This is a genomic window from Blautia wexlerae DSM 19850 (assembly GCF_025148125.1).
Taxonomy (GTDB): Bacteria; Bacillota; Clostridia; order Lachnospirales; family Lachnospiraceae; genus Blautia_A; species Blautia_A wexlerae.
On sequence record NZ_CP102267.1, the window covers coordinates 2,394,763 to 2,421,009 of the forward strand.

Annotated in this window: 11 protein-coding genes and 2 pseudogenes; 2 read left to right on the plus strand and 11 right to left on the minus strand. The window is 39.0% G+C overall.

Annotated features, from left to right (window positions below):
* Positions 1 to 39: 39 nt before the first annotated feature.
* Positions 40 to 1,464, minus strand: a complete 1,425-nt coding sequence (locus NQ550_RS11155; RefSeq protein ID WP_025580124.1) for a GGDEF domain-containing protein — start codon at positions 1,462 to 1,464, stop codon at positions 40 to 42.
* Between the two features lie 183 nt (positions 1,465 to 1,647).
* Between NQ550_RS11155 and NQ550_RS11160 the strand changes: the two genes are divergently transcribed.
* A complete protein-coding gene (locus NQ550_RS11160) occupies positions 1,648 to 4,362 on the plus strand; it encodes a response regulator (protein WP_025580123.1) in 2,715 nt (904 codons plus the stop codon).
* Between the two features lie 125 nt (positions 4,363 to 4,487).
* Positions 4,488 to 4,820 carry a prepilin-type N-terminal cleavage/methylation domain-containing protein gene (locus NQ550_RS22860; protein ID WP_081703283.1) on the plus strand — a complete coding sequence of 111 codons (333 nt, stop codon included), beginning with the start codon at positions 4,488 to 4,490 and terminating at the stop codon, positions 4,818 to 4,820.
* Here NQ550_RS22860 and NQ550_RS11165 read toward each other — a convergent pair.
* The 10 genes and pseudogenes from NQ550_RS11165 to NQ550_RS11205 form a co-directional block, all read right to left on the minus strand.
* Positions 4,793 to 5,626, minus strand: a complete 834-nt coding sequence (locus NQ550_RS11165; RefSeq protein WP_025580122.1) for a PRD domain-containing protein — start codon at positions 5,624 to 5,626, stop codon at positions 4,793 to 4,795. The genes NQ550_RS22860 and NQ550_RS11165 overlap by 28 nt on opposite strands.
* 277 nt (positions 5,627 to 5,903) lie before the next feature.
* Positions 5,904 to 8,147 (minus strand): PTS sugar transporter subunit IIABC, encoded by a 2,244-nt coding sequence (locus NQ550_RS11170; RefSeq protein WP_025580120.1) that lies wholly within the window; start codon positions 8,145 to 8,147, stop codon positions 5,904 to 5,906.
* 476 nt (positions 8,148 to 8,623) lie between these two features.
* A pseudogene (locus NQ550_RS11175) lies at positions 8,624 to 10,587 on the minus strand (diguanylate cyclase domain-containing protein).
* A 750-nt stretch (positions 10,588 to 11,337) separates the two neighbouring features.
* A complete protein-coding gene (locus NQ550_RS11180; RefSeq protein ID WP_259837168.1) occupies positions 11,338 to 12,618 on the minus strand; it encodes an IS4 family transposase in 1,281 nt (426 codons plus the stop codon).
* A gap of 252 nt (positions 12,619 to 12,870) precedes the next feature.
* On the minus strand, positions 12,871 to 13,335 hold the full coding sequence (locus NQ550_RS22095) for a type IV pilin protein (RefSeq protein ID WP_029676908.1): 465 nt from the start codon (positions 13,333 to 13,335) through the stop codon (positions 12,871 to 12,873).
* 188 nt (positions 13,336 to 13,523) lie between these two features.
* Positions 13,524 to 19,448 carry a DUF5057 domain-containing protein gene (locus NQ550_RS11190; protein ID WP_025578192.1) on the minus strand — a complete coding sequence of 1,975 codons (5,925 nt, stop codon included), beginning with the start codon at positions 19,446 to 19,448 and terminating at the stop codon, positions 13,524 to 13,526.
* 36 nt (positions 19,449 to 19,484) lie between these two features.
* Positions 19,485 to 23,015, minus strand: a complete 3,531-nt coding sequence (locus NQ550_RS11195) for a hypothetical protein (RefSeq protein WP_259837174.1) — start codon at positions 23,013 to 23,015, stop codon at positions 19,485 to 19,487.
* Positions 23,016 to 23,123: 108 nt separating this feature from the next.
* Positions 23,124 to 23,177, minus strand: a pseudogene (locus NQ550_RS22865) (prepilin-type N-terminal cleavage/methylation domain-containing protein); the annotation flags it as partial.
* Between the two features lie 16 nt (positions 23,178 to 23,193).
* Complete coding sequence (locus NQ550_RS11200; RefSeq protein ID WP_025578196.1) at positions 23,194 to 23,784, minus strand: prepilin-type N-terminal cleavage/methylation domain-containing protein; 591 nt, start codon at positions 23,782 to 23,784, stop codon at positions 23,194 to 23,196.
* 9 nt (positions 23,785 to 23,793) lie between these two features.
* Entirely contained in the window at positions 23,794 to 26,235 is a 2,442-nt protein-coding gene (locus NQ550_RS11205; RefSeq protein WP_025578198.1) for a type II secretion system protein, read from the minus strand.
* Positions 26,236 to 26,247 lie beyond the last annotated feature (12 nt).

Genomic DNA, 26,247 nt, shown 5'->3' on the forward strand with positions numbered 1-26,247 from the left:
TTTTGCTTATTTACCGACAGCTCCTTTTTTGTAACCTGCCTATCTTCTGTCTGCACCGCTTTCCTTATAGTAGCGTTCCTTGCTCTGATACATTCTTGCATCTGCAGCTTTTGAAATTTCATATGCACTACCCCAGTTTCTCTCTGTGCTGAAAACCCATCCGTACGAAACAGTCATTGAATCAACAAACTTTCCATGCCAGTTTGCCACATTGGAGTCGAAGCCATGTATCAGTTCTTCCACCTGGCTTGTATTCTCTGTAATGATAACAGCAAATTCATCTCCACCGATTCTGTATACCTTTCCATACTCATGAAAGCTGTCTCTCATGCAATCTGCCGCTGCGCATATAAGCTCGTCTCCTGCCATATGGCCATAAGAATCATTTGCCCGTTTTAATCCGTTCAGATCTACAGAAATGTATACCCATTCCTCACTAAGATTAAGCTTTTTCATATCATTTTCATAGGCATGCCTGTTTAAACACCTGGTAAGCTCATCCGTATTTGAGGTGTATATCAGTTTTTCTTTTTCCAGTCTTTCTTTCATCACTTTGGAAAACATATAGGTTATACAGCAGGATGCCAGTACCAAATATGCACCTACTATAAAAATAGCAATCATGCCACCCTGCTGGTAAAACGAATCCTCTACAGTTACAATAACAATATAGTTATCATTCTGGTGCATCATGCATCTGCAGTGCTTTCCATCCATTCTGATCCGTGTTACAGTCGCACCGTCAGCACTGACATGATCCACTGATATCCCCACATCTTCCAGTTTTTCCCCTAATTTGCTACTGTCCGTGGCTCCTTCTATTACCTGTGTATCCCCATCTGCAACCATAATTTCCATGGCTTTATATACCGGCATTCCGGCAACTACATTGGAAATGTTATTCTGCTTTATTTCATTGAGAAGTCTCTTTGGCTCAATTCCCACCTGGAGCATCTTAGTTCCGTCTTCGTTCCAGGTGATGGCATACATCATTTTCTTTCCCTCTGCAGTATTGGGAGTAACATCCTGGCACATGGTCAGCGATTTATCCTTAAGCATAGGCTTAAAATACTCCATCTGCGCACCGGAATCAAAATTATAGCCAAAATAATTGGGCGCAGAACCACTGTAAATAGTTCCCTGATCATCAAACAGATGTATCTCATCAACGGCCATTAATTTTGCTATTTTCTGCAGCTCATTCACATCATATTCTACCGCCGGATCAGCATCAATCATATATGACACAGCTTTAGCCCTTACAATATAATCGTCCTTTAACGATTCGATCAGCTCGTTCCTGCTCTCATCATTTTTATCAAGCACAGTAATCACACGATCAAGAAGTACCTTTGATGTTCTATGGGCATTTCTGTCATTAACATATTTTAGAATGCTCGCTTCAAGGAGTAAGGCAACCACAATTATCATAATAGATAAAATTATAATTTTTTTCTTCTTCATATTTCCCGTTCCTTTGTCAGATATGTGGTTTTAGTGTAGCAAACGGCAGATGGGATGTCAACCTGGGAATCGTGTGCAGGCATCAGAAACATTGTACAATTTTTATAAATTTCCCCATTATCATTGCTATTTTTTGGTAAAAAGAGTATACTTTGAAATACTAAACATCAGGAGTACAAAATTATGAACACACACTCATCCGGATATTACAGCATAGACAAAGACTATAATATCCTAAGCTATAACGACACTGCCAAACAGCTGTACCCCAATCTCCAGCCGGGAGTAAAATGCTATAAGGCACTTATGGGGCTTGATTCCCCATGCCCGCCCTGCCCTGTAGCACTGGGGATACAGGGACCAAAGACTTACCTGGATCCGATCCGTCATATTTATGAAACAGTTGATGCAGTAGAGACTGTACAGCCCGATGGCAGCAGAGGACATGCACTTGTATTCAGCACAGTAGCCGAGGGAGAAAGCCTGTCAAAGTCTATTCCCACAGGTGAGAACTCTCTCCGTCTGCTGGGTGCCATCAACCTGCTTGCTTCTGACTATATGTCTGTTTATGGCGTAAACCGGGAAACCGGGAAAATCTCCGTATATCGTTCCAGATTTACTGATGCTTTTGCGGATCTCGATATTAAAGATAATTCAGATTATAAACTGTCATTTGATTTTCTCATTCAGAAATATGTTCATCCGGATGAGCGTTCCTATGTGTCCAGACACCTGAATTATGAAACCCTGCTGGAAAGACTCTCTCAGGAAGCCTCTTTCAAATTCCATTTCAGGCTTGTCACAGATACTGTCCATTACTATTATCTGCTCATTGCCAGAAACGGAAATGCCGACGACTATCGGGATTTTGTGATTGCAGTGGCCTGTGAAGACAATGATGTGACAGCACGCAAGATTTATGAAAATCAGCTCCACTCTCTCCTGGCATCCATTACCCATGCTGCCGGCTACTTTCATCTCGACCTTACAGATGATAAGATTCTGAAGATCGGAGGCACCTCTGCCCTGGCCTATAAGATGGATGCCGACGCTTCTATTGACCATTTTATCGCAGAGACTTCTGTTTTCATCCCGGTATTAAAGGACAGAAATGATTTCATCAACGCATTTTGTCGCAGTTCCCTGATGAAAAGCTACGAGGACGGTCAGGTGGAGGTCACCAGGGTTTCCCGCTGCCTCTACGATGACGATATAATCAGAATTTCCAAATATGTGGCGAGACTGCTGCTCAATCCTTCCAACAACCATCTGGAAGCAATCCTCTACGGTGAAGATGTCACCAGAACACAGGAAGCCTATGAGACACAGGTAAGTATTGTCCAGACACTGAGCAGCAACTACCTGAACGTATACCTGATCAACCCCAGAGAAAAAACTCTCTCTGTGATCAAGCAGGAAGACCATGATGTCCCTGATCAGGACAAAAAACACAAGGATACATACCCCTATGATCTTTTCCTCTCAGACTATATCCGGCAGCGTGTACATCCTGATGACCGTACAATGCTGGAAGAATCCCTGGACCTGGGCAATGTAATGGGTGTTTTGTCCGGTCAGTCCGAATACAAGGGAAATTACCGGATAAATGACAGGGATGGTATCCACTACTATCAGTTCCGCTTTATCAAAAACGAAGACTCCGGTATCATTGTTCTGGGATTTCTGAATGTAGACGATGTGGTGGAATCAGAGATCCGGCACCAGAAGCTCCTTAAAGAAGCTCTTGACACTGCCGAACGAGCCAACGCAGAGAAGTCCAATTTTCTTTCCCGCATGTCACACGATATGCGTACGCCGCTGAATGGGATCATTGGTCTGCTGGAAATTGATAAAAAACATGAAAATGATGTTAAATTCCTTAAAAATAATCGTGAAAAAGCATTCATTTCAGCCAGTCATCTGCTCTCTCTCATCAATGATGTGCTGGATATGTCCAAGATCGAGGAAGGCGGACTTGTACTCAACCATGAACCTTTTGATCTGATCAGATATGAAAAAGAGACACAGATGCTGATTGATATGCAGGCACAGAAAAACGGCATTGATTTCACCGTTCATATCGCACCGGAGATATACGAACATCCCTTTGTATACGGAAGCCCTCTGCACCTCCGTCGTGCCATGATGAATATTTACAGTAACTGTATCAAATACAACAGAGAGAATGGGGCAATCCATACGGAGGTTGATGCTCTCCCTTCCCATGATCATAAACTGATCTGCAGATGGACGATCTCTGATACGGGAATCGGCATCAGCAGCGAATATCTGGAAAAGATCTTTGAACCCTTTACTCAGGAGAACGTGGATGCCCGGAGTGTATACCATGGCACCGGACTGGGTATGAGCATTGCCAAAGCATTATTTGAGCAGATGGGCGGTACCATTGAGATTACCAGTACTCCGGGTATCGGAAGTACTTTTGTGATCACACTGCCATTTGAAGAGGCAGAAGAAAGGGATATCTCTTCTGAGACGGAAGCTGAGCGAAACTCCATTCAGGGCATAAAGATCCTGCTGGCGGAGGATAATGAGATAAACAGAGAGGTGGCACAGGTACTCCTTGAAGAGGAGGGTGCTGTGGTAACTGCAGTATCCAATGGCAGGGAAGCTGTGAAATTTTTCTCCCGTCACCCTGAGGGGACATTTGATGTGATACTTATGGATATTATGATGCCTCTGATGGATGGATACGAAGCCACACGCCAGATCCGGAAGCTTGACAGGACGGATGCTTCTTCCATTCCCATCATCGCACTGACCGCCAATGCTTTTGCAGAAGATGTCCGCCACGCACTGGACTGTGGCATGAACGCACATCTGGCCAAACCACTGGATGTAAAAAAAATGATCCATACGATTGCCCTATATCTGTAAAAAAATATTTTCTGTAAATATTGCACAGTAACAGATTCTGTGCTATCATTCTAAAAAGCTTAAGGGGTAAAGTAGTGTATATTTTACCCCTGGCATAACTATTATTTTATTTACAGGTATAATATATGCAAAGAAAAGATAAAGGCTTTACCCTGGTTGAACTTGTAGTCGTGGTCGCAACCCTGGCAATAAAACAAATGAATATGTCGCAATTTCAGATCACCTCACCAACAAGGACTTTCATAATATTCTTAGCAAAGGTCAACCGTACGATACTTTGCAGGACGCTTACGATGCATATGAAAAGTTACTTACTGAAGGTAAATATGCGCAATATAAGGATACTCTGCCGGAATTATAAAAAATTCCCTGTTCAGACCAGAAATAAAATATTTCCGGTCGGGCAGGGAATTTCTTTCTTCACTGATTATCATACCGCATCCTTATACACTCTCTGAATATGCATTGCCAGATATCCTGTCTCTGTTTCATCCAGCTTATGTCCAATACATCCTTCCAGGTTTTTACAGATGTCAGTGGCAACCTTATAGGCCTGGGGATACTGATCCAACATATATTCATTCATGTCCAGATTCAGCTTCTCTCCTGTAGATGCACGCGCTACCATATACTTCATATGGTTCATCAGACGATTATAGGACAGTGACAGTACATCGATTGGCTTACCTGTTGCTTTCTCGATCATATCTATACACTCTCTCACTGCTCTCGCAGTCTGCATGGCAACAGATACCTTCTCGTCACCAATTGCAGAATGAATATGCAATGCCACATATCCAACCTCATGATCATCAATCTCTATCTGAAGTCTTTCTCTCAGAATTGTTTTCAGTGTTTCCGCAACTTTAAATTCACTGTAGAAAAGAACCTTGATATCCTCTGTCAGCGGATTGCTGATCTGCTCATTTCTGCGGATTCTGGCGACTGCAAAAGAAATATGGTCAGCAAGTGGAAAAAGAATTCCTCTGTCTATGGAATCTCCAAACACTTTCTGTGACTCTGTCAGAATTGCATCTGCAATCTCCAGATACTCCGGCTCTATTCCCTTTACCAGTTCCTTCGCAGATCCACGCTCTGTCTCCTGTTCCAGACGATATGTAGTGCATCCCTCCGGCTTATCAAAACGCTGGCTGACCTTTTTCCCAAAGCCAACACCCTTGCCAAGAATCACATACTCCTTGTTTTCATCCATATCAATGGCTATAACACCATTATTATTTAATACCTTGCTAACTCTGTACATCTCTGTCGTAATCCCCTCTGTAAAAATTTATTGCCATTATAACAATTTTCCCTTTGACATTAAAGCATGTTTGATATAGTTTACCATATTTTGAATAAGAATCCTACCCGTCACACAAATTTGTTACATTTTTGATTCCCGGATTTCTCCTGCCAAAAGTCATCCTTTTTAATTCACATGCATAAAAAAACAGCCAGATAATCAAGATATCATCTCTTTTGATCATCCAACTGTTTTTTAACATGTTTAACTTCGTTATTTCTATATTATAACAATATTATTCCAGCGTTTCCACCGCAAACAACGGTTCACCGGCCTTGATTTCACCGTTTGCCAGAAGTCTGATCCTCTGGTTGTCTTCCGGTTCAGTATCAAGGATAGGGGAAGTGATGGACGGAGCATTGGCAGTTAAGAACTCCAAATCCAGTTTCATCATCGGATCGCCTTTTTTCACTTTCTGACCCTCTGTTACCAGGATTTCGAAGCCTTTTCCTTCCAGTTTTACAGTGTCGATTCCCATATGAAGAAGCATAGGGATACCGGAATCTGTCTGGAAACCTATGGCATGTTTTGTATCAAAAATAAACTCAACTTCTCCGTCTGCAGGTGCATATACAGTACCTTCTGTTGGTGTCACCACTGCACCGTCACCCATCATTTTTCCTGCAAATCCTTCATCCGGTGCAGTAGAAAGATCTGCTGCGATTCCGTCTACAGGGCTGTAAATGATTGCTGTTTTTCTGATTTTTTCTTCTTTTACAGGTGTCAAGGCCTGTGCTGTACCTGCATTTTTGTCCTCAACCTCTGCACTGTTCTGTCCATCTGCATTTCCTGCTGCAGCATTTTCCTGTACCTGTACCTTATCCGGTGTCTCATCCGCGAATTCTTTGGGAGCAGTCTCCAGATATTCTTCCAGCTTCGCCTTGATAACAGTTACATGAGGTCCATAGATAACCTGTACGCCCTGTCCTTTTTTCACGATTCCTCTGGAATCTGTCTGTTTCAGAAGTTCATCGCGAACTCTCTCAGGCTCTGCAACTGTGATACGAAGTCTGGTCGCACAACAGTCAACATCTACGATATTTTTCTTTCCGCCAAGGCCTCTGGTGATCAGTTCACTTACCGGATCACCGGAGATTGCTGCAACTGCACCAGCTGTCTTTCCGGCTTCTTTTCTTGCATTTACATCAGCTTTTGTATAAAGCTTTGTCTCTGTATCATCATCTTCACGTCCCGGAGTCTTGAAATTAAATTTCCTGATCATAAATGTAAAGATCACATAATACAGGACGAAATAAATAATACCAACCGGGATGATTCTCAGCCAGCTTGTTTTTGCATTTCCCTGCAGGATACCAAAGAGGAACAGGTCAAGGAAACCGCCTGAGAAAGTAAGTCCTACTGCAATATTCAACATATGTGCGATCATATAGGCCGCACCTGCCAGGATCACCTGAACTACGAACAGTGCCGGAGCTACAAACAGGAATGAGAATTCCAGCGGTTCAGTGATACCAGTAAACATACATGCCAGCGCTGCGGAAAGAAGAAGTCCGCCTGCCGCTTTTTTCTTCTCAGGTTTTGCACAGCGATACATAGCCAGCGCTGCTCCCGGAAGACCAAAAATCATAAAGATAAACTCACCAGAGAAATATCTGGTTGCATCCGCACTGAAATGTGCTATATTTGCAGAATCAGCAAGCTGCGCAAAGAAGATATTCTGTCCGCCCTGTACCACCTGTCCTGCAACTTCCATAGTTCCGCCCACTGCTGTCTGCCAGAATGGCATATAAAATACATGATGCAACCCAAAGGGGATCAGTGCTCGTTTAATAATACCAAAAATCAGAGTTCCCAGATATCCACTGCCTGTTACCAGACCGCCCAGAGCATAAATACCGTTCTGAACTACCGGCCATACAAAATACATCAGGATTCCCACAAACATATATACGATTGTGGAAATGATCGGTATAAATCTTGAGCCGCCAAAGAATGACAGCGCATTCGGAAGCACAATTTTGTGGAAACGGTTATGAAGTGCCGCAACACCAAGACCTACGATAATACCGCCGAATACACCCATCTGCAGAGACTGGATCCCGCATACAGAAGTAATGGTTCCATCCAGTACATCTGCTGCTATCTGACCGTCTGCTGTGATTTCATTGTTGATAAGAAGCATGGCACTGACAGCCACATTCATAACGAAATATGCAATCAGCGCAGAAAGAGCAGCAACCTCTTTCTCTTTCTTTGCCATACCAATGGCAACACCAACAGCAAAGATCAGCGGCAGATTGTCAAATACAGCACTTCCGACCTTGTTCATAATGATTAGAAGAGAATTAAGTAATGTTCCACTTCCCAGGATCTTCTGCAATCCATAGGTAGCGATAGTTGTTTCATTTGTGAAGGAACTGCCGATACCAAGCAGCAAACCTGCAACAGGGAGAATTGCGATCGGAAGCATAAAGGATCTTCCCACACGCTGCAAAACTCCAAAAATCTTGTCTTTCATGTTTTTTTGTCTCCTTTTCCTTATTCGTGCGAATAAACCGTCTTGTTTCCGGGAGATTAAAACCTTCTGACATATGATTATTCCGCGTTTTACCACATAAAATACATCAAAAAAAGGCACTAACCCCCATAAACATTAAAAAATAACATTTATGACCGGTTAATGCCTGCCTGTCCAGTAACACACCAAATCTGTGCTATACTATAAAGGATTATTTATTCCCTGTCAAGATACTCAGGAAAATTTTTTACAAAATATTTTTGCATTTTATGAATCAATCTCTGTAATGACCATTTATTATTTTTCAAAGCCGCAACATTCTCTGCATCCTTCTGATCTGATAGAAATTTATTGATTTCCCACTGCTGCAGGCTGCACGTTCAACTTGATCACTCTGTCTTCCCATTTTAATTCATTCAGATCTACAGAAATGTACACCCCATCGCTGAGTTTAAGCTCTTTTCAGGGGGATTTTATCAGTTTCTCTCTTCCAGATATTCCAGACATTCATTCACACCTTTAATACCAAGTTCCTTGCACACTTTATCCTGAATTTCCACCAGACATTCCAAAAGAAGAGGATTAAACATTCCGCATTCTCCATTCAGGATCATTTCCATTGCCTTTTCATGAGAATATGCTTTCTTATATACCCGGTCACTTACCAGGGCATCATACACATCTGCCAGTGATACCACCTGTGCAGATATGGGGATTTCTTCTCCCTTCAAACCATCCGGATATCCTTTTCCATCATAACGTTCATGATGCCAGCGGCATATTTCATCATCTCTTCATCATGATACATTTCCAGCCTGTCAAGCATCCGGGCACCTATGATCGTGTGCTGTTTCATGGCTTCAAATTCTTCCTTTGTAAGCTTTCCGGGTTTATTCAGAATTTTTTCATCAATTCCAATCTTACCGATATCATGAAGTGCGGAAGCTGTGGCGATCATATGCTGCTGAGACCAGGAAAGATCGTAATTCTCTGATTTTCGCATCAATTTCTCCAGCAAAAGCTGAGTCAGAATATTAATATGCAACACATGAAGCCCGCTTTCACCATTTCGGAACTCTACAATCTGACTGAGAATCCCGGTCATCATACGGTTGTTTTTCTCTTTTTCATAAATCTGATCTGTTACCAAATGGATCAGACGCCTTTGCTTGGCATAAAGCTTGATCATATTGATAACCCGCTGATATACCACCTTAGCATCAAATGGTCTGCTTATATAATCCGAAGCCCCCAGTTCGTAGGCACGGCGGATATAACTCTCTGATCCTTCACTGGAAATCATGATCACCGGTATATCCTCGATCCATTTATCTCTGTTCATATAGGCGAGTACTTCAAATCCATCCATTTTTGGCATAATAATATCCAACAGAACCAATGAGATTTCAGGTCCATACTGCTCCAGCATCTTCAGAGCCTCTTCCCCGTCACAGGCCTCCAGTATCCGGTATTCTTTTCCCAGAATTTCCTTAAGTATCTCACGGTTCATTTCAGAATCATCAACAACCAGAAGCTGAGGCAGGTTTCTTTTTTCCATCTTGTCTGTATTTTGCTTCTGCTCCCACCGGGTCACTACTATATTTTTATGTCCCTTGGCCATATACATAAGTCTGTCTGCTTTGGTGATTGCTTCCTCCAATCTGCCATGGGTAAACATAGCTCCACCAATGCTCACTGAAAGCTTCCGACGATTAAAACCCGGAATATGCGTCGCATGGATCTTCTCCTGGATCATACGGAGCTTCTGTGAAAAGACTTCCTTCTCAATTCCGGGCAGGATCAGCAGAAATTCATCTCCTCCATAGCGCACCAGAATATCCGTACGACGGATATAATGCCGAATTACATTCACTACGGTTGTCAGTACCAGGTCTCCTCCATCATGACCATAAGTGTCATTGAACAATTTGAAATCATCCAGATCGATAACTGCAACTCCGGCATTCAAAGACATATTTTTGACTTTTTCCTCAAAATATCTGCGATTATACGCCCCTGTCAGCACATCCTTATACAGCTTTTCGCTATATACAGTCAGCTTTTCCGTCAGTTTTTCATATCCTTTCTCATCTGTCAGCGTGTTCTCGTCCAGCTTTTTCAGCATTTCCATTACATAGGGCTCATCATCAATCTCCAGATACCTTGCAAATACCTGATACATATCAGAATCGAGAAATTCAATTTTGGATGTCTGTTTCTTCTCCTCCAGTGCTTTAAGGGAAATACAATTCTCACATCTTTTATCTTTATTCCAGAAAGCATAACACTGGCAAAGATTTTCTCTTCCTGCAAGCTTACTTTCCATTCCGGCAGCCTGCAGATCACTCCCTTTCAGGAGACGGACTACATCAAAAATCTCCCGAAGCACCTCCATTTTATTCTCTGCTTCCTGCATCGTCATTTGTTTCCACTCAATCATTATTCCCAGCCTCTCACGAACAACAGCTTTTTTCTGCAATATAAACTTGTATTATTATACCACTTACTCATCATGCAGTACAACAATAATATTTTTTCCTAATTTCTTAATTTCATAAAGGGAGCGCCTCAAAAACAGTCCTTGAGGGGTGCGACCACAATATCACGACCCCGCCAGTAATGGAAGAAATTCTCACCACATTTCTTGTCTCTGTTATAGCAGGCGTAGTTAGCTACTACATATGCAAATGGCTGGACAGCAGACGATAGACAGCAACAGTCTAAACGGAATAGTTCACCGTAACGAGCAAGAAAGCCCCCAGAGCTGGCACTCTGAGGGCTTTTGTTTTGCTTCAAGGAATCTCACCACATTCCCTAGCTACTGTTAGTATATGCGCAATGTGCCAAAAAGTCAACTCAAAAATAGTGGGTGAAAAAGCCGCAGGCTGGATGGGTGCCAGTCTGTGACTTAGTTGAATTTTATACTTTCTTTAGAAAACTTTTTAAACAAATTTCGTTTCTTTATTTTCCCAACAGAGGGTGCGACCCCAATGTGGTCCTTCGACAGGGGGTGCGACCCCAATGTGGTCAACCTAGCGTCAACTTAGGGGCATATTAGCGAATATCCTCTAATGCAAACTACAAAATTAATCGGTTTATGACAGAAAACAGTTGCTGTTTTGTTGGAAACCAGAAGATTCATAAAAATTGCCGCACTTAAATAAGCCTATTGATGAATGCTGGCTCTATTTTAAAAAGAAGCTTTTTTATTTCGGAAATGTGAACGTCCCTTGGATTTCAATTTCTTCCTTGGAAACGACCTGCCGGGCAGGAGCTGTGATCTGCAGCGTACAGCATCTGTATATAACTGTTCAATAATTGAAAGCTCAAACAGTCCGCAGAGTATTTTGGGAACAATACTTTTGATCCGTCCAATGATAAATGCACGATTGGCCTGATAACGGAACTTATTTGTGCTTTTGGCAGAAATCTGTATTTCTTCATCTGCTTCATTTTTTATAAGAGAGGCCAGATTCGATAAAAGCATATTTATATAAAATTCCTGCTGTATAGACACTGCAGTAGCACCGGAAAACTCTTCCATGGCAAAGCGGCTTTTTAGTTCTTTGTACTTAAGTTCTACAGGCCATCTGTAGAAGTAAAGTTCCCGGAACATATCTTTTGTAACAGCAGGATCAAACAGGTTTGTTGCAAGATATTCTTTTGTGCCATCATCAAGCGGAATCTCAAGGACACGTATAGGTACATCGGAAGTACCTTCTTTTGAAGTTCCCTGAAGAATGGAAATCATATCACCATTGCATTTTTTAGATAAATTGATTCCCTCTTTCAGTCTCATAACACAGAGATGCCCATGCTCTACACAGTAGCGGAACATATCTTCTGAATAATAACCTCTGTCAAAAATAATAATACTGTTGTTATATAGTCCCATATCTTCAAGAACTTTAAGATGTTCTAATGCAGCTGCCCGTTCAGAGGAAAGAAATTTATGGATAGATGCATGAAGGATATAATCATCCAGAACATCATAAATTATGCAAGCCAGTCCCATGGTATAACGTCGGTTTGGATCAGGATAGCTGGACATTTCGCCAAAGAAATCAAAAGTTGATTTTGAATTCGGAAGTTCGATCCTGGAACCATCTACTGCAAAAAGATGATAACCCTGCCACAGCTTTCTTGAAGGGATCTGGCTGTAAAACAGATCAACAGAAAGATAATAAAGTTCCTTGAACAGTGAAGGATTAATGAACTGTCTGGCTTTGGAAAGTGCCTGTTTTGAAACATCCGGAAAAGAAAGCGTGCCCAGTTCTTCTCTGATCTGTGAAAGATTCTGGAACATGGAAGCTTTTGAAGAGAAGAACAGATAAATAATAACTTGCAAAAGTGAAAGTTTTCTTCGCCGTACAAAATGTTTTTCCACCCGATGGGGTTCCAGTTTAACTTGATCTGTGATATAATCTTTAATGGATTGGACGATATTTTTACAAATATTAGTTCGATTCATATGGCATACCTCCTACGTATTGGAATAGATAAATATTTCGCCGGTAACGTAATATTGCTTAATCTATAAACCACATATTTAGGAGGATATGTCAAGATATTTATATAAAAAAATCCAGAATATAAGCCCAGAATCGTTGAATTTTCAGCATTCTGGGCTTAAGTTGACCACATTGGGGTGCGACCCCAACCGGTCGCAGAAATAAGTGTTTTAATTTTTTTATTGTATGACAAGGATACCTAGAGAATTCTCCTATGATTCTCCTCCAGCCATATATTTTTCAAAACTGTCTGGTGAATATTTAACAGACAATGTTCCATCGGTTTTAACTGTTATTTCTGCATTTATATATTCCCCTCCCCATTTCTTAGATTTCATATGTAAATTAGAAAAATTGGGAAATTCTTCATTAAATGCCGCTTTTAAAGCAGTATCCATAGAATTAAACGCATTTCCCGATGTACCGGTTCCAATTCCAATTCTAATTTCAATAAAATTATCCGTTAACGAATGCCCATCTATTATATAAATCTCAACTGCCTTCACCAGTTCTTCCATATTACTGGCATCTGCTGCCTTTCTGGATTTTTCTACATATTTCGTATATTGCGGTGCAATTATTCCAACAAGAATTGCAAGAATCGCCACTACTATTACTAATTCTATTAATGTAAATCCTCCATTTTTACGCTTCCTGATATTTCTTTTTACTATTATTACTCACCCTCCTTTCCGCATTATATCAAAGGATAAATTGTTCAGAAAAATGTTTGTCAAATTTCTTTTTGATATCGTACCATATTAAAGAAATTCTGTAAACAAGCAGATTATCCAACTTTTACCAAAATGGTTTCACAGTATTATTATTTCTTAATACCATGAAACCATTTTTTCTTAAATATAAATCAATCCAAATCAAAGAGCTGACGCTGGCATATGTCTATCTTTGCAATTGACTGTGCTTCTTTTTCTACACCGTAATACAAATACCTGCAGGAAATTCTGGCATATAAGGTTGTTTTTCCTCTGTATTCATTGGCATTATTTCTTAAATATTTCTGCAAGTCTCCCAGTGTAAAGTCATATACTTTTCCACTATGTACATAAATGTCTCCATTTGTATCAGCAGGTACCTGCGAATTTGTTCCTGAAGTATAAATGGGAAGTTTAACCTCTTTTACCTTTTTGTCAATGCCTTCGATATTCTGCGTATCTTCATCGTCAGATTCAATAAACAGTTCCAGTTTAAGATCTTTTGTATTTGTTCCTGAAAAGGATGTACCTACAAGGTTTGAATCCGTAACTTTCAGATGAAAATCCTGAATATCTTTCACCAGTTCCTGAGACTGATTATCATTTGTATAATCTAATATATAATAGACATTCTTTGCCTCTTCTGCATTCCAGTCGGACTGTTTTACAAACGAAAGATTTGGTTTAACTGCCTGCGCATTATATGCTGCAATAATTGTATTTACAAAAAGCTTTTTCTCCATATCATCATCATTATTAACATTACTATGGCCTACCCCAGTATAAATAATATTTTTATAACTATAAATATAATAATTATTTCTTACATCATTTGGTGTATGATCATAATAAAAATTGCCCTCTGTATTATCCTCATTTCCAAGGCAGTACCATACCACAATATCTCCATTTCCATCATTATCTGAGTCTTCTTCCATTGCAAGCTGATAATACTGAAAATGTGTTTCAGCTACAGGAATCGTCTGATTGATTTTATATGGATACTCACTGATTGCTCCCTGATTTACCTGAGATGCTTCCGTTGTTGTTGGATTATGTGTTTCATCCTCTGCTTCATAATAGGGATCTGTTTTTGCTAGTTGCTTTCTATCCCTTACTGCAATCCTAAGTTTGCCATTAGTAAAACCCTGTGTTTCAGAATACGTTTGCATTTTCTGACTATTCAATCGATATGCCATATCATCAGAATTACTCAAAATAGTATTCCAGACCGAGTCTGTTATTGTTAAATTTCGCGCCTGTTTTAAAATATCCGAAGTTTCTGTTGCTGTAATCCCATAACGATCCATTCCGGAAACTGAACGAAGTTTTTTGTTAAAATAATATGCCCATCCTTTCCAGATACCACCTCCTCCATTATCATTTAATTTATTTTTAGAGGCATCATCATCATAATTTGAGGACGAAGTATTATCATGAGCTAAAATAACACTCTTTCCTGTATTTGCGAAATCAAGAATTCCCTGCACTCCCTGTTCAGTAAAGTTTCCATTGTATCCGGTATAGTCGGGGCCTCTTCCACCATAACCTTCTCCATCACAGAATCCTACTATTAACATATGATATTGATCTAAATATGCAGAATTATTTTTATAGTTCTCCTCATATTTTGATACAGTAACACCATCAATTTTAACATCAAAATCTTGCTTTACTGCATTAAATAATGCTTTAAAATTTTCATCCTTTGGAAGATCCCATGTACAATAACGATCCGGTTGAATCTGGAGAACCTTAATTGTATTATTAACGGCATCACTTTTTCTTCTCTTTGTATACCCAATTTCTGATGTTCTTATTTCACTATTACTATTACTTGTAACAACCAATTTCCATGGCATCAGTTTAATATATTCCTGTGGAATCTCTCTAGACACTGTATATTCTGTTTTCAGAGAAAGATGGTACTTTCCTTCCTTATCACTTTTTAAAGCTGACCCATTCTGAAGAACAACAATATCATTTAATTTCTCCGAAGCTGAATAATTTCCATCACAATTCAAATCAATATACAATTCACAATTATAGTCAGCATTTGCCGGTGAAGCCTGAGCTTCATCTATTATCTGGAACCTAAAAGTCATATTATCTCCAGCAAGATAATTATTGGCAGGACCATTTTCATCCCCAATTACTGATGGTGGAAATGAATCTCCATCAGCAAATTTTATCTTAGGCTTAGGAAGAGACGCAAAAAAGTCCACACCTGATTCAGTCCCTATTTCAGACTCACGATATACATTACTATATGTCTTTACCTCATTTAAAAAATCATAAACATAGGATGAACTGTCAATTAATTCTGTAGAGATTTCTTGTTTCTCCGGATTATAAATATTGCCTGCTACTACCACCGGATACCCACTTTTTACAAAATCTACCAATTTATTTTTAATATTTTCTGTAAGATCATTTCCAGACCCGCGGACTGAACCTATCATTGTCCCAGTTTCTGAATCTGTTTCTCCTACTGTGTTTGCCAAAATCGTTCCATTTTGACGGATATAATCATGATTCATCAGACCCTGTAACTCATATAAAGCCTTTTTACTTCCACCAATGTGATAATACAAAATCGTATTATCCGGCCGGAAGTTCGCATCATAATTAAGATCGGTATCATCATCTCCCAAATAAATCATATCGTATTTTGTATTTATATCTTCAATATGACCGACAAATTCTGATGTTGTCATAGTTGTAATGTCTATCGTTGAATCGTTTTCATTCACAATTGGAAGCATTCTGGAGGCACTTGCCCAAAACTTCTGTTGTCCGTCATAATCACCAAATGTATTTGTAAAATAAATTTTCATTCTTTTCACAGATCTTACTGTCTGATCAAATTTAAATATCTTTTCTCCCGTATCAATATTGTACCAATTGTAATGTGTAGAGCCTTCTTTTTCAAAGATTATATTTCCATCTTCACCACATAACTCCACCTTATATTCATCCAGTACGCCCTTTTTTGTTTCACCGATATTTTTCCGGGTCGTATAAATAAAACCATCAATATCTACTTCTTTTGCAAAATCAAATTGAACATAATGCACATGGTCTATTGTCTCATCCGATATCCATACACTGTCATCTTTTGGCAATAGATTACCGCTATCTTTATTATTACAGCAGGTCGTAACTGTCATGTAACCCAGCCAGCCCATAATCTCAGACTTTGTAATTTCGCCACTACTTCTGGCCGGCTGAAGTTCAAGTACGTTTATTTTATCCTTTGTAACCTGAGCTCTTTTCAATTTGTAATTGATAATATACTCTATTGCTCTCGCATGTGACAGTTCTGTATTAAGAAGTTCCTCTGGCGAATCAGGAGCTGATATCTGTTGACTATCATCTGTAATATTATCTTCACTTGATTTTCCCAGCTGACGATATTTATTTTCATTTGCAATATATTCTAATATTTCTTCAAAGCCCTGAGTTTCTCCCTGCATTCCATCTGAAATGTCACTGTCTGAACCAAGGTTAAAATTTGTATGAAATACCCCGCTTAGAAGGCTCGAAGGATCCTGATTAGCAAATGTATTCCTAAAGAAATATACAGATTTTGTCACATAATGCTGGTCTGCATCCTCATTATTTATAAAACTGCCAAATGCGTTTACAAAATCAGTGTTTGCAGCTAATTGGGGCTGATTAACAATACATGGAAATTTATTTTTTGAAGCTAATGATGCCAGTGCCTTAAAAGATGCTTCATTTAAATCACTTCCATTCATATAGACCAAATCATATTTTGATAAATCTGAGCTATCTGTACTATTCTTTATTTCTCCGGCAGAAAATGTATCAGCACTTTCATCATCCGTAAATTCCGTATCTGGCTCATCCGAAAAAGCAGCATTCTCCGTTGATGCGTCTGTCTGTTGAGTATCCGTATCATTTAAACCTTCTGTGGCTGCCGCCGTACCATACATTTCATTAAATTTCGCCGAAGTAATCGTTTTAACCTCAATATTGAATGAAGCGTATTTCTCCTTTTCCTTTTCATCATCTAAATTAATATGGAACACATAACGTTTAAACCAGTCATGATTTGTATATCCACCACGATAATACATATGATTAACTTCTACTGTCGTCTCTTCCTCATTATCATCTGGAACAAAATCATAATCTCCAACTTCCGGAGTCAGTTTATATTCTGCAGCCGAAATATAATGTGTCGCAGTTTCCCCGTCTTTAACTGAAACGTAAACATCTTCATCTTTCGGGTAACCTGGAGAATACCATCCAAAATACTTGTATGCATGTTCATTCTCCGAATCATTTTCATCTGTTTTGCAACAGAAGTAAGCCTGTTTTACTTTATAATAATAATTATACTGTAATGTTTCAGGAAGTTTTTGAACATTATCATATGAAACCGGCTGACGACAGGTAACAACAAAAATCGGATTTTTTGTAATATTTCCCTGCTGGTCTATTGTCCAATACCAATATTGATCATCCTGAAATGTTATATTATGTTCTTTGTCTGAGACATCCGGCGTATATGTTCCATTTTCTACCTCTGCTTTATTTCGCTTTGCACAGGCAACTATTTTTTTCATGTCACTAAGTAAGGTATATTCATAGTATGGATACTGATCTGTCGTTATTCCGAAATATACTTTCGGATTCTTAGATGTTCCCACAGAAGAATCAATTTTAGTTGTGTCTCCCTTTATCTCCTGCGTATACGAAATAAGCGGCTGTATCTTATCATTTTCTATCACTGTAGTTTGACCAGAGTCTGCTTCCGTTGCTATTCCTGAATCAATGCCTGTATCAGCATCTGCTGCGCTATCCGGATCCTGCATCTGCGCACCGTCCGCATTTCCTGTATCTGATACATTTCCAGTATCTCCATCTGAAAAATCTCCTGATGAAAAAGCATTCTCAGCCGCAGATCCGAACTGATCTGAATCTGCTGATATGCCTGGCTGTCCGGTTTCCTGAGTTGCTGTATCTGCTTCGTCAATAGTAGAAAAATCATCTGTTCCATCAGTAAAAGATTTCGCATTCGTTGTCTGATTTCCAGATTCAACAGGAACTTTAACCGCATGCGTCATATCTATTTGGGGTGTTTCTCCCGGAAAAAGATAGCTCCCATTGCTTATATTATTTACAATTTCTTCTGTCAGATTACCATAAACATTTTCATAATAACCATAGCCGCCTTTTGTATAATCATATTCCTGTAAAATGGCATTTCCATTTTTCTTGTTATTGTTCTCATCAAAGGCTTCATTCACACTGCTATTATCTACCTCTTCAAATTCCAGAAAATATGGTTCATTTGCTTCACCATTATCTGAGAAAAAGAAATTCTGAATATTTTCGCGGTATTTCTCTGTACTGGTCTTATCTGTCTCAGAGTCCCTGCGAATAGGATAATAAGTTTGTTCCTGCTTCGTGTAATCACCTGTGCCGTCTGAATTTGGCTGATACTTACCTTTAACCTTAACTGTATCGGTTCTGCCTGCTTCCGTTTCTGCATCTTCGAAAGTTATTGGGGTCCATTCTTTGGAATTTTCCTGTTCGGAAGTAAGAAAATATCTTTCTTCATATGGCGTATAGGAAAGTGGGTAATCCTTCTCTTCACCGCTGCTGTCATTCTGATAGCTGATGTTCTGTATATTTTTTATACCTGTATCGCTTCCATCTTCTTTTGTATTTGTAGCAAATTCTTTACGCTGACTGGCAGACGCTATTTTTTTCAAACCTTCTTCCAAAGTGTTAATAGGAATCGTTTTCTGATGCTCTTCACCATTCTCATCTTTGTAAGTATATGTATAATTATAAAGTTTAATATAAGGTTCCTGACCAGACACATAATATCCGATTTCCGCCTCGTTTGTTTTATCTACGATTTCGAGAATTCTAAATGGTTTATCTGCCGTAGCATCATTTACAATCTGCTCCACTCCAGGCATCATAGCAGAAGAAGCCTGGACAGAAACACTTGTCTGGAGCAGTGCCCCAACGCCAAGCACCCCTGCTACGGTTACCGCTATGCCAGATATGAAGAATTTTTTATGTTTAAGTCTCATGCGGTTTCGTCCTCCTTTGTTTAATGATGATCTGGTTTAATTCCACCTCTGCCAGAATGTTTTATTAGATATTCCACTTAAATCATCCAACAGTCTAATCTTATCATTTAAGTTCCAATAATATCTTGTACACTGAGCCCTATCATACCAATCCCAACTGTATGCTGTTCCATTATTAAATATATACCATCCATTATTTATATATTTATAATAGACATTGCCACGTTGCATAAACCATTTGCCTGCCGAAGAGCCAGCAATTGAACCAGAAAATGAGCCCGTTCCAGTCTTTCTGTGAATACTTAAACGTAATTCACATATTTCTCCCTTGCTGTCCTTAAATTTATACGTATATCCGTCACTCTCCAAAGTTGCCATTTTCTTGATTGACTCTAAATCTCCTGGAACATAAGTATAAGGTTTACCAGCATTTTCTGAATACTCTGTATCATATACATTATTCTCTATTGGGTAAATATAAAAATTGTACAGCACGCTTCTCAAATCAACAGATATCAAGATATATCTATATTGTGTAAAATCAGTCGTCGAAGCGTTCATTTTAATTACCAGATTTTCCGGTCTATCTCCCTCTAATTTGAGCGTAGGAATATTATTTCGATTGCATTCTATCTGACTGTTTTCTGCATTCAATACATACTTGGCCTTAATGCTCTTTGTTATCAGATTCATGTCATCTTCATCAAATTCCAAAGACTGTGACTGACCTTGAGTACAATTATATATTCGCGTTTTAGTTATTTTACTGTTCACAGTAATCTGAGTTGATGCCGTACACGCAATGTTATCTGAATTTTTCTTTCTGGCAATTGCCTTGATCGTAACAATTCTTTCTGACGATGGCTTTGCAACGACCACAAAATTGAGTTTATTATTATCAGAATTATATGTATAAACAGTTTGATCTTCCGGGCTTACTGTCCATGTAATATCATAATCCTTTGTAACATCAGTATCATTAGATGCATCTTGTATATATGCAGTTATTTGTTCAGTCACCTGCCTGTCCTCAAAAAATAACTGATCATTTGAATGTGTCAGACTCATCATTAAAGGCGTAACAAAAATATCAACGGATTCTGTTCCAGTTTCACCATCTGCATTTGTATAATTTGCAGTTATCTTACAGGTAACCGTTTGAGTAATATCAGAATCAGCAGTTACTGTAACAGGTATTGCTGTCCCATTTTCATATACAGAGTTCTGTCTATCCGGACTTATTTTAACTCTATCATCACTGCTTTTCCAGCTAACATTTCCTGTTATCTGTCCATGTTCATTTTGTAATTTTAGCCATAGCTGGGTTGTGTCACCCGGAAATATTGATGTCTTATTATCTTTTATAATTATTTCCGCACTCTTTCTTACGTCTGTCCATCTTGAATCAATAAGATGAACTTTCTTTTTCGAATCATTAATTTCATTTCCAAAAAATACATTTGGCATACCCCAACAATCTGCGATTAATTCTCCCGATTGCTGTCCTTTTTCAATCTTCCAAGATTCATCTTTTATAGTATGACCAGTATTTGTTTTCCAGTCTGTCTCTTTTCGTGGAACTTTTTTCTTTTCAGACACATGTTGTCCTGAATCATTTATACTCCATACAGTAGCGTCAGCCCTAAGAGTATAAGTTTTTCCTATAAGCATTGGCGTTGGCGGTTCCACAATTTCTATATCAGTTATTACCTTTACATTTATTTGAGCCTCGTAACGATGTTTAATTTCATTCTCATTTTGACTGTATCCTGAATAAATTGTCATTATTGCTGATAATATAAATCCATGTTCATTTTCACCAATATATAATTGTGCATCATTCTCTCCACTGCTTATATTATTGGCATTCATGAAGTAAGAATCTGTTCCTCCTTCAATAAACCACTCTATTTTGTAGTTCCAAGAAAAATCACTTACCTCCTTCACATGAAAACCTTGAGAATTATAATATGAACAGTAATATGTAGCACCAGCAACTACTGTGTCATTATTTTCTTCAGTCCTTCCTATTTCTATTGTTCCATTTTCTACTTTTTGTTTGACATTAAACGAACTTTCTGCCTTTAAATTTCCATACCCTCCTCTATTACCAAGTTCCATTTCTGCTTTCGCAGTCCACTTTCCTACATCCTGGTCAGTCAGTAATTCTCCTATTTTTCCCGGAGCTGCTTTATTAGTCTGAGGAATAACACTTTTCGTAATCTGTTCATCAGAAAGATTCGTTACTACATTTCCGCCCTCTTTGTATTCATAAGCAAATGGCATAGTATCTCCTACATATAATGTTTCCGGCTGAGAGAGATCTAAACGTGCCAGTTTTATTGAGATTTCTCCTGACAGAGTTTTAGTAGTTGCACTATCTGTATAAGATACAGAAATTTTAAAGAAAGAATCAGAAGTAGTATTTCCCAAACTTTCCGGTATAATAAGTTCTCCGTCATTTCCAAGGCTAACTCCTATATTTGAAGTTGTAGTCCACTCAACCGCATTTAATGACTCGCCGGTGGTTCCGTCACTGTATTTTATTCTCCACTGTATCATATTAGCTAATGAATAATTCTGTCCTACTGCCAGCAGGAGTTCATTGGTTCCTGCCACTGGCTCCAGACCAGCCGGTATTTTTGAATTTACCTTAATCCCTACTGTCTGGGACTTAATCTGCCTGCCATCTGTTGTGCTTGCCTGAACATAGATTCGAATTTCTCCTGTTGCAGAATCTGCCGCTGTCAGCGCAAGATTTATATTATCTGTACCGCTAAAAGAGCCATTTGCTGTTTCTACAATCCATTCTACTGTACTTGGGTCAATATTTCCATTCATACGCTTACTAAATCCCGAAAGTTTCTCTCCCGGATTGATTTCTTTTGGATAATCCACAATATTAATCCATGCATTTCCATTTTCAGCCGTACCATAACCGTCTCCCGGTTTTCCTATCTGTACCTGATTTCTCAGGTTTACAGTATGAATGGTTGTGATTTCGTTTCCTTTTTTATTGGTTGTAAACTGAAATCGTACAATGCGGTCTGTCTGTGCTTTGGACACATCTACGCAAAAATTTGTAATATCCTCTGCTATCAAAGTTTTCTCTACTTTTGTTGTAACCTCTGTGGTTCGCCTAGATTTTACAATAATATTATCTTCTGTATTCTCATTTGTATTGTCTGCGCTATCATCAGAAATTCCTGCCACCATCGCATTATTATCCGTAATACTCTGTGTATCAGTTCCAGTATTTCCATTTTCTGTTCCGTCAGCAGCAGAATTATCTGTAGTTTCTGTTTCCACTCCTTCCCAAACTCTACATCCGTAATACAGCTTTTGTTCATCACTGTCCCATTCGATTATGTCACATGAGTATGCATATTTTTTCTGCACCGCATCTTTTTCTTCTGCACTGCACGCAAAGAAGGTCTTCGACTGAGAACTGTCCGAAGAATCAATATCATTACGGATTTCATTCCCGTATCCATCATTGATACCTTTTCCATACGCATAATATACGCTACGGTTTACATCAATGATCATATTCTCCATCTGATCCATAACATCCTGAGCTTCCATCTGTGATTTGGCAGTGTTTGAAGTCTTTATATAACTATTCGCACCTGTACCTATCACAGACAGTACTACTCCGGAAAAAATCGCTATAATAGCTACCGTTACGATCAATTCTATTAATGTAAAACCTTTGTTCTTTTTTTTCATGTGACTGTCCCCTCTATCAGCCGGCTGTTATCGTATAAGTGCCGGTATCCTTATTTAACTCAAGGTTTCTGATTCTATATCCGCCTCTTACTTCTATCTTTGTGCAATAATTTTTTCCATTATCCAAAAAAGGAATATCTGCACATTGTTCAAGATAACTGTTGATTTGTTCCTGTGTCATAACATCCTGTTGCAACGGGCGGAAACCTCCACTCTCCCGGTCATAAGTAATGATAATAGAATCTCCTGATTCCATTTCTTTGCCTGCCTCATTATCCGTTGTATAGATTTTAATCTTTGTACCGGCCGGGGCAATTTTTTCTGGCTGGTCCTGTTTCACTCTTCCTTCACTGGCTTTTCCTCTGTCAAGATAATAGCTGATGTAATATCCGTCATCCTGTTTTTCCAGTTTCATCTCACCTACCAGCCGGTTCATAGCTTCTGTTTTTGTCTTATCCAGCGCCGCACCAATACTGTTGGCAGCCCTCTGTACACGGAATCCGAAAATCGAATTAACAGACGGCTCTAAAATTCCCAGAAGAATGGTAAATATCGCTACCACAATCACTAATTCAACTAATGTAAAACCTTTGTTCTTATTCTTCATAAATACCGCCTATTTCTTCTTCCAGTTTTCATAAGTTACACATTGTGCCAGATCGTATGTATTATCAGCAAGATTGTTACCTGATGTAGTTCCTGTCGCTGTGGAATTGCCAAGAACATACTGATCACCCTCCCAAAAGAAATTTTTAGGAGATACTTTTTCTCCTGCTTCTGCATCCATCTGTGCCTGAAATACTTTCGCAGCTTCCAGCGGAGACGAAATAAGTTTTGCGCCGGGACCTAAAGTGATTTTTCCCTGTGCCATGATAATGCCATTGAAAGTTACTCCAGAATCAATCTTTACATCTCCGGTACATACCACCAGACGCAGTTTTTTTGCTGTTTCTGAATTGATTGTCAGTGTATCTTTATTCTCATTATCAGCCATAATAGCTGTCAAACCTGAATTATCTTTTTCAGTATTAAATTGATATTCCTTATATCCATCAGAAGATGCCTTTCCTTTCTCATTAATAAAGGTACGCATTCCGTCTTTATTTACCAGATTATCAAACACAGTCCTGTTGCTTTGTCTCTCATCATGAGAATTTCCCTCTGCATCTTTAACATCTTTCTTCAGCAGATCATAACTTGATATCATCTTTCTGTTTAAGGTATACCACATATTTTGGTATTTCACCTGTTCCTCACTAAGCAGTTTTCCAGACTTTGTATCTGTTGCCTCATACAGATGTCCGTTCTGTGTCTTTCCATCAGCATCCGGAACAGAACTTAGAACATTTCCATTCGTAATATATCGTAAATATGCCTGCGGATCATTTACCTTTACACCGGCATTTTCACCAAAATAAAAGTTTAAGTACTCGTCCATATTTGTCTTTATATTCTCAACAGCATAATATGTCTGCATAAATGCAGCCGCTTTTGTACTGTCTGTGAAATTTAAATAAAAATATACAAATCCTCCTCCGGCAGCATTATCATTATAAAAAACTTCCTGTACGGGTTTTGATTCATCTACACCTATCTGTTTCAGCGTCTGATTTCCCCACTGAGTCACAGGAACACTGTCATTAATCACTATTTTTTTATCATTTGCTGTTAGCGTCACATACTGATCATACGTCATAGGATTTGTCTGTGTTCCATCACCAATCAATTCAGCAGGTATCAGATATGCAAGCTGAGTCCCCTTTACAGTAAGACTCTCTCCTGTCATGATATCTGATTTATTTCCTCTTTCAGACGGAATTTTCGTACTTGCTATATAATTTTTTCCGGCAAGCATAATTCTCTGTGCACCTGACAGGTCCATTGTTGTATTCTTTCCATTAATAACAATGGCACTGCTTAATGAAGAATCTGAACGTCCCTCGTAATCATAAACAGGTGTGACTCCCTCTTCATCGTCATTATTATGATACATTTTGGATGTTTTAGCAGAATCCGCCGCGCCAAATCCATAATATTCTCCATCTATCTTCACATTACTGTTCTTTCCAGTATTTACTGTCAAGTCATCTGCCAGATAAGTTTTTCCCAAAAGTTCAACTGTTGCGGATGTAAGATTTATCCCCTGAGCCCAGACAGATACAATAGAGCCACTGGAAAATCTGCCTCCGTCGCCTACATTGATATTTCCCTGGCAGACAAATTTATCTCCTGATGAAACAGACAATTTTGCACCAGGTGTAATTTCAACGCTGACCTTATCTGAGCCATCTGCTATCATCTGATCAGACTGTTTATCCTCCAGCAGACCTGCATATACACTTCCCTGAATCACTGTCTCCTGAGTAATGTCTGTCCCCTCACATACAATTCCCTTATTTGCAACAACAATCATATTCATCAAATCTGGAAGTGTAGATGGGGTAGGAAACTGAATTTTCGGAATACCAAGACGAATATCTGTCTCAATAATCGAAGCCCTTCCCTGCGCATCTACATAAATAGCCTTCAGATTCTTAAGAAGAATTCCATCTTTTACATCTTTTACCATAGAAGGTGATTTGCCTGTTGGATTTGTAACAATCACCGTCTCTTTGGTATCGTCAAATTCAGTCTCATTTGTAAGATCCAGATACCCGTTAATTTTTTGCAAGTCATACTGAGAAGTATCTGTCCCTTTTTTCAAACGTTCGGTCAGCTCTTTAACAAATAACTCCTTGAAACTTGCCTGCCTTAATTCGTCCAGTGTAGCATCTGCAGAAGACACATCTGAGTCTTGGGAATAAGTCTCGAGGACCTTGATATACGCAGTAGACATTGCCTCTCCAACATCCTCCTGCAAACCTGTCCTGACTTCCTCCAGCGCTTTCTCTGCTGTATAAAAGCTGTCTTTTCCTTTTAAATCTGTGATCTTCATTTGAAAATTCGCCATTGCAATGTATAAAATGAGCATTCCCAGAATTCCAATAAATGCAACAGCTACAATTACTGTCAGTAAGGAAAAACCCTGATTCTTTTTTCTTTTTGAAATTTGATTCATATTTTACCTTTA

What these genes read in the sequence shown, in the direction of transcription:
- NQ550_RS11190 (WP_025578192.1), bottom strand. Translation starts at nt 19,448, where the DNA reads ATGAGACTTAAACATAAAAAATTCTTCATATCTGGCATAGCGGTAACC.
- NQ550_RS22860 (WP_081703283.1), top strand. Translation starts at nt 4,488, where the DNA reads ATGCAAAGAAAAGATAAAGGCTTTACCCTGGTTGAACTTGTAGTCGTG.
- NQ550_RS11205 (WP_025578198.1), bottom strand. Translation starts at nt 26,235, where the DNA reads ATGAATCAAATTTCAAAAAGAAAAAAGAATCAGGGTTTTTCCTTACTG.
- NQ550_RS11165 (WP_025580122.1), bottom strand. Translation starts at nt 5,626, where the DNA reads ATGTACAGAGTTAGCAAGGTATTAAATAATAATGGTGTTATAGCCATT.
- NQ550_RS11200 (WP_025578196.1), bottom strand. Translation starts at nt 23,784, where the DNA reads ATGAAGAATAAGAACAAAGGTTTTACATTAGTTGAATTAGTGATTGTG.
- NQ550_RS11155 (WP_025580124.1), bottom strand. Translation starts at nt 1,464, where the DNA reads ATGAAGAAGAAAAAAATTATAATTTTATCTATTATGATAATTGTGGTT.
- NQ550_RS11170 (WP_025580120.1), bottom strand. Translation starts at nt 8,147, where the DNA reads ATGAAAGACAAGATTTTTGGAGTTTTGCAGCGTGTGGGAAGATCCTTT.
- NQ550_RS11160 (WP_025580123.1), top strand. Translation starts at nt 1,648, where the DNA reads ATGAACACACACTCATCCGGATATTACAGCATAGACAAAGACTATAAT.
- NQ550_RS11195 (WP_259837174.1), bottom strand. Translation starts at nt 23,015, where the DNA reads ATGGATCAGATGGAGAATATGATCATTGATGTAAACCGTAGCGTATAT.
- NQ550_RS11180 (WP_259837168.1), bottom strand. Translation starts at nt 12,618, where the DNA reads ATGAATCGAACTAATATTTGTAAAAATATCGTCCAATCCATTAAAGAT.